We start from the raw sequence: 18,372 nt of genomic DNA, 5'->3' as shown, positions 1-18,372 counted from the left end.
ACCGGCCCGGACGGCGCGGCAATCTGTCATGCCCCTGCCATTCACAAGGAGGATGGATGTCCTCGATCCCCCGACGCGGCGTGCTCCGGGCGGCCGCCGCGGCCGGCGCCGCCGCCCAGGCGTCCCGGCTGCCCGGCGACGCCCTGGCCCCCGCGGCCCGCACCACCGGGACCACCGACGGCCACCGGGGCGCGGACGGCCCGGTGGAGATCACCTGGCTGGAGGACGGCGGCCTCGGCGCGGCCCCCGGCAACACCTTCGGAGTGCCCTGGCCCCGGGGCGCCCTCCGGGCCGGAACGCCGTTCTCGCTGACCACCGCCGACGGCGGACAGGTCCCCGTCCAGACCTGGCCCACCGCGTACTGGCCCGACGGCACCCTGAAGTGGACCGCGCACGCCGTCGGCCCCGAGGCCGGGAACGCCGCCTCCTACCGCCTCACCCCCGGCGCCGCCCCCGCCGCCCCCGCCCGGGCCGTCACCGTCACCCGCAGGGGCCGTGCCGTCGAGGTGGACACCGGCGTCGTCACCGCCCGCGTCGGCGGAAGCGGGAAGGCCCTGGTGACCTCCGTCCGCAGGGGCGGCACCGAGATCGCCGGCGACGGCCGCCTCGTCCTGCTCCGCCAGGGACGGATCGACGACGGCGACCGGGGCTCGGAGACGTGGGAGCGCTTCGACGGCGACATCGAGGACGTCACCGTCGAACAGGACGGCCCGGTCCGGGCGGTGGTCCGCATCGACGGCCGGCACCGCCGCGGAGGGCGCGCCTGGCTGCCGTTCAGCGTCCGCCTGTACTTCCACGCCGGTGCCGACTCCTTCCGGATGGTGCACACCATCACCTTCGACGGCGACGAGCACGAGGACTTCATCCGCGGCCTCGGCGTGCGCTTCACCGTCCCGATGCGCGACGAACTCCACGACCGGCACGTCCGCATCGGCGGCGAGGGCAGGGGGCTGCTGTCGGAGGCCGTGCGGGGGATCACCGGACTGCGCCGCGACCCCGGTGCCGAGGTGCGCGCCCGGCAGGTCAGGGGCGAGAGGCTGCCCGACCCGGCCACCTGGGACCAGCGCGTCACCAGCCGGCTGCACCTCGTCCCCGCCTGGGGCGACTACACCCTCGGTCAGCTCAGCGCCGACGGCTTCACCGTGCGCAAGCGCACCGGGCCCGGCCACGGCTGGATCGCGGCGGGCGGCGGACGCCGGGCGTCGGGCTTCGGCTACGTCGGCGGCGCGGGCGGCGGACTCTCCTTCGGGCTGCGCGACTTCTGGCGCAAGCACCCGGCCCAGCTCGACGTCCGCGGCGCGGCGGGCGAGGAGGCCGAGATCACCCTCTGGCTCTGGTCGCCCGAGGCCCGGCCGATGGACCTGCGCTTCTACCACGACGGCATGGGCCAAGACACCCACGCCGAGCAGTTGGAGGGGCTCGACATCACCTACGAGGACCACGAACCGGGCTTCGGCACCCCGTACGGCATCGCCCGCACCAGCGAGCTGGTGTTCTGGGCCAACGGCGCCACCCCCGACGGCGAGACCCTCGCCCGGCAGGCCGCGGCCGTGCAGACCCCGCCCCAGCTCGCCGCCCCGCCCCGACACCTCACCACCGCCGGGGTGTTCGGCGGCCTCTTCGCCCCCGTCGACCGCTCCACGCCCGCCAGGGCGAGGCTGGAGGACCACCTGGACTTCCTCTTCGACCACTACCGGGACCAGGTGGAACAGCGCCGCTGGTACGGCTTCTGGGACTACGGCGACATCATGCACACCTACGACCCGGACCGGCACCAGTGGCGGTACGACGTCGGGGGCTACGCCTGGGACAACTCCGAACTCTCCCCGGACCTGTGGCTGTGGTACGCCTACCTGCGCTCCGGCCGCGCCGACGTCTTCCGCCTCGCCGAGGCCATGACCCGCCACACCGGCGAGGTCGACGTCTACCACCTCGGCACATGGGCCGGGCTCGGCACCCGCCACGGCGTCCAGCACTACGCGGACAGCGCCAAGCAGCAGCGCATCTCCACCGCCGCCTACCGGCGCCCGTACTACTTCCTCACCGCCGACGAGCGCTGCGGCGACCTGATGCGCGCCCTGGTCGACTCCGACAGGACCTTCCTCGTCCTCGATCCCCTGCGCAAGGTCCGCACCGAGCCCTACGAGCCCGACCCCAGGGCGCTGGGCATCGGGCTGGGCACCGACTGGAGCGGGCTGGCCGCCGCATGGCTCACCGAGTGGGAGCGCCGCGGTCCCGCGGCGGAGACCGCCGAGAGGAAGCTCAAGGCCACCATGCGCACCATCGCGCGGATGCCCAACGGCTTCTGCACCGGCGAGGGCCGCTACGACCTGGAGACCGGGGAGTTCGCCGAGGAGGGGCCGAAGGTCGCCATGAGCCACCTGAGCGCGATGTTCGGCCAGGTGGAGATCTGCGCCGAACTGATCCACCTCACCGATGTCGAGGGCTTCGAGGACGCCTGGCTCCAGTACTGCCGCCTCTACGGCGCCACGAGGGAGGAGCAGCAGGCCGAACTCGGGGGACACGCCACCGGCCTCATCCTCCAGCAGGGACACTCACGCCTCACCGCCTACGCGGCCTCCCGGTCGAATGAGGACGGGGACGCCTACGCCACCCGCGCCTGGCGGGAGTTCTTCACCAAGGACCAGTGGGGCTACGGCGAGTCCTCGCCGTGGCGGACGGAGAGGATCACCGGCCCCATGGCGCTGGTCGAGGGCAGCGAGGCCCCCTGGGTGGACACCAACACCACCGCCCTGTACGGCCTGGCCGCCATCCAGAACCTCGCCCTGATCGGCGACCGCATCCCCGAATGACCCCGGACGACCCGTCGATGCGTGGCGGGGGACGGCCGGGGCAGGAGGGGCGGGTGGGACGTTCGGCACGGACGGGGACGCGCCCCCGTCCCGAGGAGGACCGTGACCATGGGCCTGAACCACTACCGCTTCCGCAGCGTCTGGGAGCTGGACGCGCCGCCGGACGCCGTCTACGCCGTCCTGGAGCGGGCCGGGGAGTACCCCGAGTGGTGGCCGCAGGTGCGCGAGGTCCGCTGGCGGGACGGCGACGGTGACGGGGCCGGTGGCGGGGGTACCGGCACCGCCCGCTTCCGCTCCCTCCTGCCGTACGACCTGCGGGTCACCGCCCGGCAGACGTACCGCGACCCCGGCGCCCGCGTCCTGGCGGTCTCCATGGCGGGGGACCTGGAGGGCTGGGCCCGCTGGCGGCTGGTCCCGCGCGGTGTGGACGGCGGCACCCGGGCCGTCTTCGAGCAGGAGGTGGAGGTCCGCAAGCCCCTGCTGCGGGTGCTGGCGCTGCCCGGCCGCCCCCTGTTCGCGGCCAACCACGCCCTGATGATGCGCGCCGGGCGGCGCGGGCTGTGCCGCCGGCTGGCGGACGGCCCGGGGAGGTCCGGACCGGCGGACGGCCGGGGCGGGCCCGGGGGAGGGACACGGGGCCGGTCGCGGGGGTGAACACCGGGGCGGACGCCGGGTACGGGAAGCGGTTTTGATGAACACCCGGCCGCCCTGTATGGTTCTCGTCGTGCCGAGGGCACCGAACGAGGGCGATTAGCTCAGTGGGAGAGCGCTTCGTTCACACCGAAGAGGTCACTGGTTCGAACCCAGTATCGCCCACCACCCGGCGAGGCCGGTCCCGTCCGCGGACGGGACCGGCCTCGCCGTTTCGCGTCCCGGGCGCCGGTGCCTCAGACCGCGGCCGGGACCGGCGGCCGCAGCGGCCACGCCGGATCGACCTCCTCGTCGGAGCCGTTGCGCGCGAACCACGCCTGCAGACCCCGCGCCTGGGCCGCGTGCCAGACCTCCTGCAGGGTGTGCAGTTCGGCCGGTGACAGCGACGACAGCCGCGGTGCGAAGCGGCGGCCCACCTCCCGTACGACCTTCAGCGCCGCCGTGGCGTCGGCCTCGGCGTCATGGGCCCCGGTCAGCTCCACGCCGTAGTGCCCGCACAGGTCGGTCAGGGTGCGGCGGCCCCTGCGGTAGCGGTCCAGGTGCTTGTCCAGCACCCGCGGATCCAGCACGCACAGCGGCGCGGACCCCACGGAGCGGGCCAGCGAGGTGTCGCGGTGCCGGCGCAACTCCCGGTCCAGCAGCGTCAGGTCGAACGGCGCGTTCATCACCACCAGCGGTCTGCCCGAGGACTGCTGCGCGGCCAGGGCCCGGACGACCTCCCCCAGCACCTCCGCCGGGCGGCGGCCGTGCTCGCGCAGGTGCTCCCCGGTCAGCCCGTGCACCGCGGACGCCTCCTTCGGCACCGGCACCCCGGGATCGACCAGCCAGCAGGTGGCGCGCACCGGCCGGCCGGGCGCGTCCTGGACCACCAGCGCGGCCGAGACGATCCGGTCCCGCTCCGGGTCCAGCCCCGTGGTCTCGGTGTCGAAGGCGGCGAGCGGCCCCTCGTACCACACCGTCATGTCCCGTTCCCCTCCGTGTCCGCTCCGGCGCCGGGCCGGCCGTGTCCGTCGCCCCGCTGATACCTCGCCCGGCGCGCGATCAACCTCCGGCCCTCGCGCGCTGCCCGGAACCGTTTCGCAGTGAGGGCCCCCGGCTCGGTACGATTCACGGTGCGCAGCGATCGCTGACGCGCACCACGACAGAAGGCAGTCAGGAGAGACCGGTGGCGGACGTCCGTGTGATCATCCAACGCGATTCCGAGCGGGAAGAGCGCGTGGTGACCACGGGCACCACGGCCGCCGCGCTCTTCGAGGGCGACCGCTCGGTCGTCGCCGCGCGCGTCGGGGGCCGGCTGAGGGACCTGTCCTACGAGCTCGCCGACGGCGACGAGGTCGAGCCGGTGGAGATCGGCAGCCCCGACGGCCTGGACATCCTGCGGCACTCCACCGCGCACGTGATGGCCCAGGCCGTGCAGGACCTCTTCCCGGAGGCCAAGCTCGGCATCGGTCCGCCCATCCGGGACGGCTTCTACTACGACTTCGACGTCCCGGAGCCGTTCACCCCGGACGATCTCAAGCGCATCGAGAAGCGGATGCAGGAGATCATCAAGCGCGGCCAGCGCTTCTCCCGCCGGGTGACCAGCGACGAGGAGGCCCGCGAGGAACTGGCGGGGGAGCCGTACAAGCTGGAGCTGATCGGGCTCAAGGGGAACGCGGCCGAGGCCGCCGAGGGCGCCTCCGCGGAGGTCGGCGCGGGCGAGCTGACCATCTACGACAACCTCGACGCCAAGACGGGCGAGCTGTGCTGGAAGGACCTGTGCCGCGGTCCGCACCTGCCCACCACCCGCAACATCCCGGCCTTCAAGCTGATGCGGTCGGCCGCCGCGTACTGGCGGGGCAGCGAGAAGAACCCCCAGCTCCAGCGGATCTACGGCACCGCCTGGCCGTCGAAGGACGAGCTGAAGGCGTACCTGGAGTTCCTGGCCGAGGCCGAGAAGCGCGACCACCGCAAGCTCGGCGCCGAGCTGGACCTGTTCTCCATCCCCGAGGAGCTGGGATCGGGCCTGGCCGTCTTCCACCCCAAGGGCGGCACCGTCCGCCGGGTGATGGAGGACTACTCCCGCAGGCGCCACGAGGAGGCGGGGTACGAGTTCGTCAACACCCCGCACATCTCCAAGGAGAGGCTCTTCGAGATCTCCGGGCACCTGCCGAACTACGCCGACGCGATGTTCCCGCCCCTGGAGTTCGAGGGGCAGAACTACCGCCTCAAGGCCATGAACTGCCCGATGCACAACCTGATCTTCAAGGCGCGCGGGCGGTCCTACCGTGAACTCCCCCTGCGGCTGTTCGAGTTCGGCACGGTCTACCGCTACGAGAAGTCCGGTGTGGTGCACGGCCTGACCCGGGCCCGCGGCTTCACCCAGGACGACTCGCACATCTACTGCACCAAGGAGCAGATGCCCGACGAGCTGGACAACCTGCTCACCTTCGTGCTGAACCTGCTGCGCGACTACGGCCTGAGCGACTTCTACCTGGAGCTGTCCACCCGCGACGACTCCGAGAAGTTCATCGGCGAGCCGGAGGAGTGGGAGGAGGCCACCGAGGCGTTGCGGCAGGCCGCCGGCAAGCAGGGCCTGGAGCTGGTGATGGACCCGGGCGGCGCGGCCTACTACGGGCCCAAGATCTCCGTCCAGGCCCGTGACGCCATCGGCCGCACCTGGCAGATGTCCACGATCCAGGTGGACTTCCAGCAGCCCAAGCGGTTCGAGCTGGAGTACACCGCGGCCGACGGCTCCCGCCGGCGGCCGGTGATGATCCACCGGGCGCTGTTCGGCTCGATCGAGCGGTTCTTCGCCGTCCTGCTGGAGCACTACGCGGGCGCCTTCCCGGCCTGGCTGGCCCCCGTCCAGGCGGTGGGCATCCCCGTGGGCGACGCCCACGTGCCGTACCTGGAGGAGTTCGCGGCCCAGGCCAGGGCCGCCGGCCTGCGGATGGAGGTGGACTCCTCCGCGGACCGGATGCAGAAGAAGATCAGGAACGCGCAGAAGAGCAAGGTGCCGTTCATGATCATCGCCGGTGACGACGACATGGCGGCGGGAGCGGTGAGCTTCCGCTACCGCGACGGCTCCCAGAAGAACGGGGTGCCGCGCGAGGAGGCCGTCGCGGAGATGGTCAAGGCCGTCGAGGCCCGCGTCCAGGTCTGACCGCCGCCGCACGGCCCCTCCGGCCGTCCGTACCTCCTCCGGGTGGGGCCCGGCGCGACCGTGCCGGGCCCCACCCGTTCGCGTGCGGAGCGGGCGGTCCCGCACCGCCGCCGATGTCCGCCCCGACGGCGCGGAGCGGGGCGGTGAAGTCCTATGCTGGCCCGCATGAGCAGCGAGCCGGAGCAGCAGATCGGGGTGGGGTCGCCGGACGCCTTCCAGCGCCTGTGGACGCCCCACCGGATGGCCTACATCCAGGGGGAGAACAAGCCGAGCGGCCCGGGGGCCGGTGACGGCTGCCCGTTCTGCACGATCCCGGCCAAGTCCGACGAGGACGGGCTGGTGATCGCCCGCGGCGAGCGGGTGTACGCGGTGCTCAACCTCTACCCGTACAACGGCGGCCACCTGATGGTCGTGCCCTTCCGCCACGTCGCCGACTACACCGACCTCACCGACGAGGAGACGGTGGAGCTGGCCGACTACACCAAGCGGGCCATGCGGGCGCTGCGCGCGGCCTCCGGAGCGCAGGGATTCAACATCGGCATGAACCAGGGCGCGGTCGCGGGCGCCGGGATCGCCGCCCACCTGCACCAGCACATCGTGCCGCGCTGGGGAGGCGACACCAACTTCATGCCGGTGGTGGGCCACACCAAGGTGCTGCCGCAACTGCTGGCCGACACCCGCCGGATGCTCGCCGAGGCCTGGCCCGCCGACTGAGGACCGCCCGGCCCGCCGCAGCCCCCGCCCCGCGCGGGAGCAGGGCGGCCGCGGCGGGCCGGGCGGATGAGGCTCAGGCGTTGTACACGTCGGGCCGGCCCGGCTCGGCGGCCTGCACCTGGCCGCTGAGCGCCAGCGAGCGGGCACCGAACTTCTCGGTGTCCACGCCGTTCTCCTTCAGCACCTTCAGGGCCGCCGCGTGCACCACCCGCAGCACCGGCGTGGCCGTGCGCAGGGCGTCGTCGGCCATGAAGCGGTGGCGCCACGGCTTGTCGGCCCACACGTGCCGCAGCCCGAAGGGCTCGGGCAGGCTCAGCTTGCCGCCCAGGAAGTCCAGCACCGGCGGGAACCACGTCAGGGGAGCGCGCGCCGCCAGCCGCACCACCTCGCGGGCCTCGATCAGGGGGAGGGTGATGTCCTTGGTCTCCCAGAACCTGACGGTCTTGGAGACCGTCTTGGTCCTCGGCGACGGCTTGGTGGTGAACAGCGGGTGCACCGGGCCGAGCGCGTGGCCGGTGACCTCGATGCGCAGGGTGTGGTGCAGGACGGTCACGTTGACCAGCAGGGTGATCACGAGCTGGCCGTCCCACAGCACGAACTGGACGCCGAGGTAGTGGCGGTTGCCGCTGCCGAACTGCTGCTCGTTGCAGATCCGCTGGACCTCGAAGTCCTTGATCCGGTACGCCTCGACCTCCTGGCCGTCGGGCCGGGACACCTCCTTGGCGCCCTCCCCGACCGGGGCGACGATCCAGTGCCGGATGGAGGGGGTGGGGAAGCCGCCGGTGTGCAGCGGCCCGCGCTCCAGCATCCGCAACTGGTCGTGGATCGCGCGGATCACGTCCCAGCTCCGGAAGGGGTGGATCTCGGTGCCGGGGGTGGCGGGCACCAGCTCCTCGGCGAGCTGCCAGCTCCCCCAGCGGGTGCCCATGCCGAGGATGCCCTTGGGGCCGGCGTAGAAGACGAGGTTGCTGCGCTGCTCGGCGGCGAGCTTGGCCAGGTTCAGCCGGATGTTCTCGGCGCCCGCGTCGCCGGGGGCGTGCGGCACGGCCTCGGGGATCTTGGCGCCGACGCCGCCGCCCGAGAGCAGCCCCTCCCAGCGGGACCGCAGGTCCTTGGCGTAGCGCTCGCAGATCTGCTTCGCCCACAGCCAGCCGATGACCGGGGCGACCAGCATGACGCGCAGGTAGATCGCCCAGAAGCCGGTGAACGGCAGTTGCACCACGAAGACCACCGCGAGCACGGCGAGCCCGGCCATCGCGATCATGCCCAGCGCCCCGGCGCTCCTGTCCTGCGCGCCCGCCAGGGTGCGGCGGAGCTGGAAGCCGCCGAGCCACAGCAGGACCCCGGGCAGGAAGAGGAGCCCGAAGATCACCATCACGGCGGTGAGCCGGGCGTCGCGCTGCCGGCGGATGCGGTTGGCCGCCAGGCAGTGCTCGACCACGGTCTGCGGCTCGCAGCCGAAGGACTGGATCAGCGCCTTGCGGGCACCGCCGAGCATCCGCGCCTGGACCGCGCGGGAGAACGCCTCGCCCAGGTTCGGCTCGAAGAGCGAGAACCGCGGCGCCGAGACGGCGGCCTCGTCGTTCGCCGCGAGCAGGTCCGTCACCGGGCCGTCGCGGTAGGCGGCCGAGGCCAGTGCCTGGGTGGCGGCGGTCTGTCCGCCGCCGGCCCCGGTCAACGGGACCTGCGCGCCGGGACTGAAGTCGTACGCGCCGCCCTCGACGTCATCGAAGCCCGCCAATGGTGCCCCCACTCCGCTCGCGCCGTCCGACGACAGGCTCGTTCCCACCGTTCCCAACAGCGGCCCGCCGCACACCTGTTGTCGCGCCCGTTGCCGCGCTGCCGTGCCGTCCTGCCTGTCGCCGTGGCGTTCAGCGTATCCTCATCCCGGGGTCACGCCACGCCCGTTTCGGCCTGTTCGCGGATCCTGGCCGCCATCTGCTGCGGCACCGGCTCGTGGCGGAGGTAGGAGCGGGAGAACCGGCCCGTGCCGTGCGACAGGGAGCGCAGGTCCACCGCGTAGCGGCCGAGTTCCGTCTCCGGGACCTCCGCGCGGACCAGGGTGCTGCCACCGGGCACCTGTTCGGTGCCCACCACCCGGCCGCGGCGCCCGGACAGATCGCTCATCACCGTCCCCACGTACTCGTCGGCGACCAGCACCCGCACCTCGGCGACCGGCTCCAGCAGGTGGATCCGCGTGTCGGCGGCCGCCTCGCGCAGGGCCAGCGCGCCCGCCGTCTGGAAGGCGGCGTCGGAGGAGTCCACCGAATGGGCCTTGCCGTCGACGAGGGTGACCCGGATGTCCACCAGCGGATGCCCGGCGGTCACACCGCGCGCCGCCTGGGCCCGTACGCCCTTCTCCACCGACGGGATGAACTGGCGCGGCACGGCGCCGCCCACCACCCGGTCGACGAACTCGATGCCCGAGCCGACCGGCAGCGGCTCCACGGTGATCTCGCAGATGGCGTACTGGCCGTGGCCGCCGGACTGCTTCACGTGCCGGCCGCGCCCGGTCGCGGGCTCGGCGAAGGTCTCGCGCAGGGCCACCCGGTGGGGCACGGCGTCGACCCGGACGCCGCCGCGGGTGCGCAGCCGCTCCAGCGCCACCTCGCGGTGCGCCTCGCCCATGCACCACAGCACCACCTGGTGGGTGTCGGGGTTCTGCTCCACGCGCAGCGTGGGGTCCTCGGCGGCCAGCCGGGCCAGCCCCTGGGAGAGCCGGTCCTCGTCGCTCCGGCTGTGGGCCTCGATGGCCACCGGCAGCAGGGGGTCGGGCATCACCCAGGGCTCCACCAGCAGCGGATCGCCCCGGTCCGAGAGGGTGTCGCCGGTCTCGGCCCGGGAGAGCTTGGTGACGCAGGCCAGGTCGCCCGCGACGGCCTTGGGCAGGTGCCGCTGCTGCTTGCCGAAGGGAGCGGACAGGGCGCCCACGCGCTCGTCCTCCTCGTGGCCCTCCGGGCCGTCGTACCGCCCGGCGGGACCGCCGGGGGAGTCGGCCCGGTGTCCGTTGCCGGACGGGTCCACGCTCCGCCGCGCACCGTGGCCGCAGACGTGCACGGTGGTGTCCGGGCGCAGGGTGCCGGAGAAGACCCGCACCAGCGACATCCGGCCGACGTAGGGGTCGGAGGAGGTCTTGACGACCTCGGCCACCAGCGGGCCGTCGGGGTCGCAGGCCAGCGGGGGACGGGGACGGCCGTCGGGAGTGGTGACCGGCGGGATCTCCCGTTCGGTGGGGTCGGGGAAGCCGCGGGTGATCAGGTCCAGCAGCTCCACGGTGCCCAGGCCCTGCCGCGCCCCCTCCGCCGCGGGCGCGGCGGCCAGCACGGGGTGGAAGACGCCGCGGGCCACGGCCTTCTCCAGGTCCCCGATCAGCGTCCCGACGTCGACGGCCTCGCCGCCGAGGTAGCGGTCCATGAGGGTCTCGTCCTCGCTCTCGGCGATGACGGCCTCGATGAGCCGGTTGCGGGCCTCCTCGATCAGCGGCAGGTGCTCGGGGCCCGGGGGGCGCTCCACGCGCTCGCCGGAGGAGTAGTCGAAGACGCGCTGGGTCAGCAGCCCGATCAGCCCGGCGACCGGCGCGTGCCCGTCGCTCCTGCCGCCCCGTCCCGCCGGGGAGGTCCCCGCCTCCCCGCGCAGGGGCAGGTACAGCGGCACCACGGCGTCGGGGTCGTCACCGCCGAAGACCTGCCGGCAGGTCTCGGTCATCTCGTCGAAGTCCGCGCGCGACGCCTCCAGATGGGTGACGACCAGGGCGCGCGGCATGCCGACGGCCGCGCACTCCTCCCACACCAGCCGGGTCGAGCCGTCCACGCCGTCGGCGGCCGAGACCACGAAGAGGGCCGCGTCCGCGGCCCGCAGGCCGGCCCTCAGCTCACCGACGAAGTCGGCGTAGCCCGGGGTGTCCAGCAGGTTGATCTTGATGCCGTTCCACTCCAGGGGGACCAGGGAGAGCTGCACCGAGCGCTGCTGCCGGTGCTCGATCTCGTCGTAGTCGGACAGGCTCCCGCCCTCCTCGACCCGGCCCGTGCGGTTGACCGCGCCCGACGCCAGGGCGAGGGCGTCGACCAGCGTCGTCTTCCCGGCACCGCTGTGGCCGACCAGCACCACGTTCCGCAGGGAACCGGGTCGGTCGGCCACCGGTGCCCTGCCCGCGGCCCCGGGGTGTGTGCTCGTCCTGTCGCCCATGTCTCCCGCCTCCCGTTCGGCCCCCCGCGGGGCCTGGTGGTTGGGTCGGATGGTGGATCGCACACGAAGCGCTGCCTCCGAGCTTTCCACCGGATGCGAGGTCCGTCCATACGGGGCGCATGGAGATGTTCGGCGCACACGGCGTAGGCTGCGCCGTAACGGGCAGGTCGGGACAGGACCGGCGCCGGTCCCGGGCCGGCCGGGGACCGCCCTCCCCTGCCTTGGTGGCCGGCCGGCGGGGGCTGGCTACGATGGGCGCGCCGATGGCCCCCTTGGCCACCGGCCCACCTCGACCCCGGGAAGGCCATGCTGAACAAGTACGCGCGTGCGTTCTTCACGCGTGTTCTCACACCGTTCGCCGCCCTGCTCCTCCGGCTGGGGGTCAGCCCCGACACGGTCACGCTCATCGGCACCGGCGGCGTCATGGCGGGGGCGCTGGTCTTCTTCCCCCGCGGCGAGTTCTTCTGGGGCACCGTCACCATCACCCTGTTCGTCTTCTCCGACCTGGTCGACGGCACCATGGCGCGGCAGTCGGGACGGTCCAGCCGCTGGGGCGCCTTCCTCGACTCCACCCTCGACCGCATCGCCGACGCGGCGGTCTTCGGCGGGATCGCGCTGTGGTACGCGGGCGGTGGCGGCGACCCCGTGCTGTGCGCGGTGGCGATCTTCTGCCTGGCCAGCGGCCAGGTGGTGTCGTACACCAAGGCACGCGGCGAGAGCATCGGGCTGCCGGTGAACGTCAACGGCCTGGTCGAGCGGGCCGAGCGGCTGGTGATCACCCTGGTGTGCGCCGGGCTCGCCGGCTTCGAGACGACCTTCGGCGTCCCGCACATCGGGGTCCTGCTGCCCGTCGCCCTGTGGGTGGTGGCCGCGGGCAGCCTGGTGACGATCCTCCAGCGGATGGTGACCGTGCGCCGGGAGGCCGCCGAGGCGGACGCCGCGGCGGCGCGGGGCGGGACCGGGCAGGGCGGCGGGGGCGGCGCGTCCGGCCGGCCCCCCGGACGGAACGGCGCCACCGCGGCCGGGCAGGGGAGTGAGGCCCCGTGAGGGACCGGCTGGCCGACGCCCTGTACGGACTGGGCTGGAGCGCGGTCAAACGGCTTCCCGAACCCGCCGCCGCGGCCCTGGGCCGCTCCATCGCCGACGCCGCCTGGCGGCGCCGCGGCCAGGGGGTGCGGCGCCTGGAGGCCAACTACGCCCGGGTCGTCCCCGGCGCGGACCCCGAGCAACTGGCGGAGCTGTCCCGCGCGGGCATGCGCTCCTACCTGCGCTACTGGATGGAGTCCTTCCGGCTGCCGGTGTGGAGCGCGCAGCGCGTCCGGGACAGCGTCGAGGTGGAGGACCTGCACCGGCTCACCGACGCCCTCGACGCGGGCCGCGGCGTGATACTGGCCCTGCCGCACATGGCCAACTGGGACCTGGCCGGCGCCTACCTCACCACCGGCCTGGGCATCCCGTTCACCACCGTCGCCGAACGGCTGAAACCCGAGAGCCTGTACGACCGCTTCGTCGCCTACCGCGAGAGCCTGGGCATGGAGGTGCTGCCGCACACCGGCGGCGCCGCCTTCGGCGTCCTGGCCCGGCGGCTGCGCGCGGGCGGGCTGGTGGCCTTGGTGGCCGACCGCGACCTGTCCGCCTCCGGCATCGAGGTGACGTTCTTCGGGGAACCGGCCCGGATGCCCGCCGGACCCGCCATGCTGGCCCTGCAGACCGGGGCCGTGCTGCTCCCGGCCCACCTGTGGTTCGACTCCTCGCCCGTGATGAAGGGCCGCGTCCTGCCGCCCGTCGAGGTCCCCGCCGGGGGCTCCCGCCGGGAGAGGGCCGCCGCCATGACCCAGGCGATGGCCGACGGCTTCGCCGCGGGCATCGCCGAGCACCCGGAGGACTGGCACATGCTGCAACGACTGTGGTCGGCGGACCTGGAGCCGCGGGCCGGGGCGCGCGACGGGACGAGTCCGGAAACGGAGAAGCGTTGAGGATCGGCATCGTCTGCCCGTACTCCTGGGACGTCCCCGGCGGCGTCCAGTTCCACATCCGCGACCTGGCCCAGCACCTCATCGGCCTCGGGCACCAGGTGTCCGTCCTGGCCCCGGCCGACGAGGAGACCCCCCTGCCGCCGTACGTCGTCCCCGCCGGACGGGCGGTGCCCGTCCCCTACAACGGCTCGGTGGCCCGGCTGAACTTCGGCTTCCTGTCCGCCGCGCGCGTCCGCCGCTGGGTGCACGAGGGCGCCTTCGACGTCCTGCACATCCACGAGCCCGCCACGCCCTCGCTGTCCCTGCTCGCCTGCTGGGCGGCGCAGGGGCCGATCGTGGCCACGTTCCACACCTCCAACCCGCGCTCGCGGGCGATGATCGCCGCGTACCCGATCCTCCAGCCCGCGCTGGAGAAGATCAGCGCGCGGATCGCGGTCAGCGAGTACGCCCGCCGCACCCTGGTGGAGCACCTGGGCGGGGACGCGGTCGTCATCCCCAACGGGGTGGACGTCGGCTTCTTCGCCGGGGCCGAGCCCAGGGCCGAGTGGCAGGGGCGGGAGGGGGAGCACACGATCGGCTTCATAGGCCGCATCGACGAGCCCCGCAAGGGACTGCCCGTCCTGATGAGGGCGCTGCCGCGGATACTCGCCGAACGCCCCGGCACCCGGCTGCTGGTGGCCGGACGCGGCGACGCGGAGGAGGCCGTCGCCGGGCTGCCGGGCGAGCTCCGCGGACGGGTGGAGTTCCTGGGCATGGTCAGCGACGAGGACAAGGCGCGGCTGCTGCGCAGCGTGGACCTCTACGTCGCCCCCAACACCGGCGGCGAGTCCTTCGGCATCATCCTCGTCGAGGCGATGTCCGCCGGGGCCCCGGTGCTGGCCAGCGACCTGGACGCGTTCGCCCAGGTGCTGGACGGGGGAGAGGCGGGGGAGCTGTACGCCAACGAGGACGCCGGTGCCCTGGCCGCCGCCGCGGTGCGTCTGCTGGGCGACCCGGCCCGGCGCGCCGAGCTGCGCGACCGGGGCAGCCGCCACGTCCGCCGCTTCGACTGGTCCACCGTCGGCGCCGACATCCTGGCCGTCTACGAGACCGTCACCGACGGCGCCGCCTCGGTCGCGCCGGACGAGCGCGTCGGACTGCGCGCCCGCCTCGGCCTGGCCCGGGACTGAGGGCGCGGACGACCGAGCGACCGAGGAACTGAACCGTGATCACCACGATCGTCTGGATCGCGGCGGCACTGCTGCTGACCGCCGTCTACCTGAGCTGGACCGCCGGACGCCTGGACCGGCTGCACGCCCGCATCGACGCGGCCCGGGCCGCCCTGGACGCGCAACTGCTGCGGCGCGCCTCCGTCGCCCAGGAGCTGGCCACCGCGGGGGTGCTCGACCCGGCCGCCTCGATCGTGCTGTACCAGGCGGCCCACGACGCCCGGCAGGCCGAGGAGGACCAGCGGGAGGTCGCCGAGAGCGAGCTCAGCCAGGCGCTGCGGGCGGTGTTCGCCGAGAGCGCGCAACTGGAGGCGGTCCGGGCGGCGCCGGGCGGCGAGGCAACCGCCGAGGAGCTGGCCGCCGCGGTGCGCCGGGTGCCGATGGCGCGGCGCTTCCACAACGACGCCGTACGGGCCGCGCGGGCCCTGCGGCGCCACCGGACGGTGCGCTGGTTCCGGCTGGCCGGACACGCGCCCTTCCCCCTGGCCTTCGAGATGGACGACGAGCCGCCGGCCGTCCTGGCGGACCGCACGAATCCGGTCCCAGAAGGCCACTGACTTCCGATTGGCCCTTGCACGGCGGCCAGTCGGGCCGTTTTATCAGTCCTGTAGCAGGGATCACTGTGAAGTGGACCGGGCGGTAGATCCGGAAGCGAATCGAACGGCCCTACGATGGTTTCACCGCATGGGCGCCGTCGCCGCCCGTCGCCGCCCACCGTCCCAACCGTCGTCGAGTGAGGTCACACCTTGTCCAGCACGTCTCCCAGCACGCCCGAAACCGCCACCGCCTCGACGCCCGAGACCGGCACCGCGCGCGTCAAGCGCGGCATGGCCGAGCAGCTCAAGGGCGGCGTGATCATGGATGTCGTCACCCCGGAGCAGGCGAAGATCGCCGAGGACGCCGGTGCCGTCGCGGTCATGGCCCTGGAGCGGGTGCCCGCCGACATCCGCAAGGACGGCGGCGTCGCCCGCATGTCCGACCCCGACATGATCGAGAGCATCATCGACGCCGTCTCCATCCCGGTGATGGCCAAGGCCCGCATCGGCCACTTCGTCGAGGCCCAGGTGCTCCAGGCGCTCGGCGTGGACTACATCGACGAGTCCGAGGTCCTCACCCCGGCCGACGAGGTCAACCACAGCGACAAGTGGGCCTTCACCACGCCCTTCGTCTGCGGCGCCACCAACCTGGGCGAGGCCCTGCGCCGGATCGCCGAGGGCGCGGCCATGATCCGCTCCAAGGGCGAGGCCGGGACCGGCAACGTCGTCGAGGCCGTCCGCCACCTGCGCCAGATCAAGAATGAGATCGCGCGGCTGAAGGGCCTGGACAACAACGAGCTGTACGCCGCCGCCAAGGAGCTGCGCGCCCCCTACGAGCTGGTCAAGGAGGTCGCCGAGCTGGGCAAGCTGCCGGTGGTGCTGTTCTCCGCCGGCGGTGTGGCCACCCCGGCCGACGCTGCGCTGATGCGCCAGCTCGGCGCCGAGGGCGTCTTCGTCGGCTCGGGCATCTTCAAGTCCGGCGACCCGGTCAAGCGCGCCGCCGCCATCGTGAAGGCCACCACCTTCTACGACGACCCCAAGGTCATCGCGGAGGTCTCCCGCGGCCTGGGCGAGGCCATGGTCGGCATCAACTGCGACACCCTGTCCGAGGCCGAGCGCTTCGCCGGCCGGGGCTGGTGACCCCGACCCGCACGACGGGCGGCCCGCGCACCGCGGGCCGCCCCTCCCGCACGTTCAGGAACGTCCGGAACGTCCACGACGTCCACGAAGAGGTACGCCCCGTGACCACCGCGACCACCGAAGTCACCGTCGGAGTCCTCGCCCTCCAGGGCGACGTCCGAGAACACCTCGCCGCGCTGGAGGCGGCCGGCGCCACGGCCCGCCCCGTCCGCCGCCCGGAGGAGCTCGCCGAGGTCGACGGCCTGGTGATCCCCGGCGGCGAGTCCACCACCATCTCCAAGCTGGCCACGGCGTTCGGACTGATGGAGCCGCTGCGCGAGCGGGTGCGCGCGGGCATGCCCGCCTACGGGTCCTGCGCGGGCATGATCATGCTCGCCGACAAGATCCTGGACCCCCGGGCCGGCCAGGAGACCATCGGCGGCATCGACATGATCGTGCGCCGCAACGCCTTCGGGCGGCAGAACGAGTCCTTCGAGGCGTCCGTCGAGATGGCGGGCGTCGAGGGCGGACCGGTCGAGGGCGTCTTCATCCGCGCGCCGTGGGTGGAGTCCACCGGCGCGGACGTGGAGGAACTGGCGGTCTTCGACGGCCACCCCGTCGCCGTGCGCCAGGGCCGGCTGCTGGCCACCGCCTTCCACCCCGAACTCACCGGCGACCACCGGGTGCACCGGCTCTTCACCGAGATGGTGCGCGCGGCGTCACGGTGAGTCGGCTGTAGGATCGGCGCGTTGTTTTCCCGTTGGTGACATCGAAGGAGCGAGGCTGTGTCCGGCCACTCTAAGTGGGCAACCACCAAGCACAAGAAGGCCGTGATCGATGCCAAGCGCGGCAAGCTCTTCGCCAAGCTGATCAAGAACATCGAGGTCGCGGCGCGGCTGGGCGGTCCCGACCCCGACGGCAACCCCACCCTCTACGACGCCATCCAGAAGGCGAAGAAGAACTCCGTCCCCAACAACAACATCGACCGCGCGGTCAAGCGCGGCGCGGGCCTGGAGGCGGGCGGCGCCGACTACCAGACGATCATGTACGAGGGCTACGGCCCCAACGGCGTCGCGCTGCTGATCGAGTGCCTCACCGACAACCGCAACCGCGCCGCCTCCGACGTGCGCGTCGCCATGACCCGCAACGGCGGCTCCATGGCCGACCCGGGCTCGGTGTCGTACCTGTTCAACCGGAAGGGCGTCATCATCGTCCCCAAGGGCGACCTGACCGAGGACGACGTGCTGGCCGCCGTCCTGGACGCGGGCGCCGAGGAGGTCAACGACCTCGGCGAGTCCTTCGAGGTCATCAGCGAGCCCGGCGACCTGGTCGCGGTGCGCACCGCCCTGCAGGAGGCGGGCATCGACTACGACTCGGCGGACGCCAACTTCGTGCCCACCATGCAGGTGGAGCTGGACGAGGAGGGCGCGCGCAAGATCTTCAAGCTGATCGACGCCCTGGAGGACAGCGACGACGTGCAGAACGTCTTCGCCAACTTCGACGTGCCCGACGAGATCATGGCGAAGGTCGGGGCCTGACCCCCACGGCCGGGGCCCGACCCGACGCGGCGCCTGCCCCGGACGGCCCGGCGCCCGCCCCTTTTCGTGCCGCCCGTCGGCGTTGTCGGTGACAACCGATAACCTGCGGGAACAAACGATCGAACGACGAGGTGGACGAGAGGGGGCCGCCGTGCGCGTGCTCGGCGTGGACCCGGGCCTGACCCGCTGCGGTATCGGAGTGGTGGAGGGGGCCCCGGGCCGCCCGCTGCGGATGGCCGGGGTCGGCGTCATCCGTACGCCCGCCGACGCCGAGGTCGCCGAACGCCTGGTGCTCGTCGAGCGCGGCGTGGAGGAGTGGCTGGAGGAGCACCGGCCCGACGTCGTCGCGGTGGAGCGGGTGTTCAGCCAGCACAACGTCCGCACCGTGATGGGCACCGCCCAGGCCAGCGCGGTCGCCATGCTCTGCGCGGCCCGGCGGGGGCTGCCCGTCGCCCTGCACACCCCCAGCGAGGTCAAGGCGGCCATC

The 18,372-nt window shown here is 73.3% G+C and carries 15 protein-coding genes and 1 tRNA gene; 13 read left to right on the top strand and 3 right to left on the bottom strand.

What is annotated here, in order from left to right; genetic code table 11:
- Positions 1 to 56: 56 nt before the first annotated feature.
- The 3 genes from VE546_RS24160 (at position 57) to VE546_RS24150 (ending at position 3,632) form a co-directional block, all read left to right on the top strand.
- A complete protein-coding gene (locus VE546_RS24160; protein ID WP_324925830.1) occupies positions 57 to 2,813 on the top strand; it encodes a Tat pathway signal sequence domain protein in 2,757 nt (918 codons plus the stop codon).
- A gap of 108 nt (positions 2,814 to 2,921) precedes the next feature.
- A complete protein-coding gene (locus tag VE546_RS24155; protein WP_324925836.1) occupies positions 2,922 to 3,467 on the top strand; it encodes an SRPBCC family protein in 546 nt (181 codons plus the stop codon).
- Positions 3,468 to 3,557: 90 nt separating this feature from the next.
- Positions 3,558 to 3,632: transfer RNA gene (locus VE546_RS24150), tRNA-Val, on the top strand.
- Between the two features lie 68 nt (positions 3,633 to 3,700).
- Here VE546_RS24150 and VE546_RS24145 read toward each other — a convergent pair.
- Positions 3,701 to 4,426, bottom strand: a complete 726-nt coding sequence (locus tag VE546_RS24145) for a 3'-5' exonuclease (protein WP_324925828.1) — start codon at positions 4,424 to 4,426, stop codon at positions 3,701 to 3,703.
- A gap of 203 nt (positions 4,427 to 4,629) precedes the next feature.
- Here VE546_RS24145 and thrS point away from each other — a divergent pair, with 203 nt between their 5' ends.
- On the top strand, positions 4,630 to 6,609 hold the full coding sequence (gene thrS / locus VE546_RS24140) for a threonine--tRNA ligase (protein WP_324925826.1): 1,980 nt from the start codon (positions 4,630 to 4,632) through the stop codon (positions 6,607 to 6,609).
- Between the two features lie 153 nt (positions 6,610 to 6,762).
- Entirely contained in the window at positions 6,763 to 7,323 is a 561-nt protein-coding gene (locus VE546_RS24135) for an HIT domain-containing protein (RefSeq protein WP_324925824.1), read from the top strand.
- Positions 7,324 to 7,396: 73 nt separating this feature from the next.
- Here VE546_RS24135 and VE546_RS24130 read toward each other — a convergent pair whose 3' ends face one another.
- Complete coding sequence (locus VE546_RS24130; RefSeq protein ID WP_324925823.1) at positions 7,397 to 9,064, bottom strand: hypothetical protein; 1,668 nt, start codon at positions 9,062 to 9,064, stop codon at positions 7,397 to 7,399.
- Positions 9,065 to 9,216: 152 nt separating this feature from the next.
- Positions 9,217 to 11,508: an elongation factor G-like protein EF-G2 gene (locus VE546_RS24125; protein WP_324925821.1), complete on the bottom strand. Its 2,292-nt coding sequence runs from the start codon at positions 11,506 to 11,508 to the stop codon at positions 9,217 to 9,219.
- Between the two features lie 306 nt (positions 11,509 to 11,814).
- Between VE546_RS24125 and pgsA the strand changes: the two genes are divergently transcribed.
- The 8 genes from pgsA to VE546_RS24085 form a co-directional block, all read left to right on the top strand.
- The gene (gene pgsA / locus VE546_RS24120) at positions 11,815 to 12,555 is read left to right on the top strand and encodes a phosphatidylinositol phosphate synthase (protein ID WP_324925819.1); all 741 of its coding nucleotides are present in this window, start codon (positions 11,815 to 11,817) and stop codon (positions 12,553 to 12,555) included.
- Positions 12,552 to 13,484 (top strand): phosphatidylinositol mannoside acyltransferase, encoded by a 933-nt coding sequence (locus VE546_RS24115; protein WP_324925817.1) that lies wholly within the window; start codon positions 12,552 to 12,554, stop codon positions 13,482 to 13,484. Before pgsA ends, VE546_RS24115 begins: the two co-directional genes overlap by 4 nt.
- Positions 13,481 to 14,653 (top strand): glycosyltransferase family 4 protein, encoded by a 1,173-nt coding sequence (locus tag VE546_RS24110; protein ID WP_324925815.1) that lies wholly within the window; start codon positions 13,481 to 13,483, stop codon positions 14,651 to 14,653. The genes VE546_RS24115 and VE546_RS24110 overlap by 4 nt, the downstream gene beginning before the upstream one ends.
- 38 nt (positions 14,654 to 14,691) lie before the next feature.
- Positions 14,692 to 15,249 (top strand): hypothetical protein, encoded by a 558-nt coding sequence (locus tag VE546_RS24105; RefSeq protein WP_324925834.1) that lies wholly within the window; start codon positions 14,692 to 14,694, stop codon positions 15,247 to 15,249.
- Between the two features lie 189 nt (positions 15,250 to 15,438).
- Positions 15,439 to 16,368 carry a pyridoxal 5'-phosphate synthase lyase subunit PdxS gene (gene pdxS / locus VE546_RS24100; protein WP_414720562.1) on the top strand — a complete coding sequence of 310 codons (930 nt, stop codon included), beginning with the start codon at positions 15,439 to 15,441 and terminating at the stop codon, positions 16,366 to 16,368.
- 101 nt (positions 16,369 to 16,469) lie between these two features.
- Positions 16,470 to 17,075 carry a pyridoxal 5'-phosphate synthase glutaminase subunit PdxT gene (gene pdxT, locus VE546_RS24095; protein ID WP_324925813.1) on the top strand — a complete coding sequence of 202 codons (606 nt, stop codon included), beginning with the start codon at positions 16,470 to 16,472 and terminating at the stop codon, positions 17,073 to 17,075.
- A 57-nt stretch (positions 17,076 to 17,132) separates the two neighbouring features.
- On the top strand, positions 17,133 to 17,885 hold the full coding sequence (locus VE546_RS24090) for a YebC/PmpR family DNA-binding transcriptional regulator (RefSeq protein WP_324925811.1): 753 nt from the start codon (positions 17,133 to 17,135) through the stop codon (positions 17,883 to 17,885).
- A 151-nt stretch (positions 17,886 to 18,036) separates the two neighbouring features.
- Positions 18,037 to 18,372 (top strand): crossover junction endodeoxyribonuclease RuvC (locus tag VE546_RS24085; RefSeq protein ID WP_324925810.1); only part of this gene is annotated, 336 nt, incomplete at its 3' end.

This window comes from Streptomyces sp., from assembly GCF_035644915.1.
Classification (GTDB): domain Bacteria; phylum Actinomycetota; class Actinomycetes; order Streptomycetales; family Streptomycetaceae; genus Streptomyces.
The sequence above is the reverse complement of the archived record's forward strand: the minus strand, read 5'-3'. Positions and strand labels throughout refer to the sequence as shown.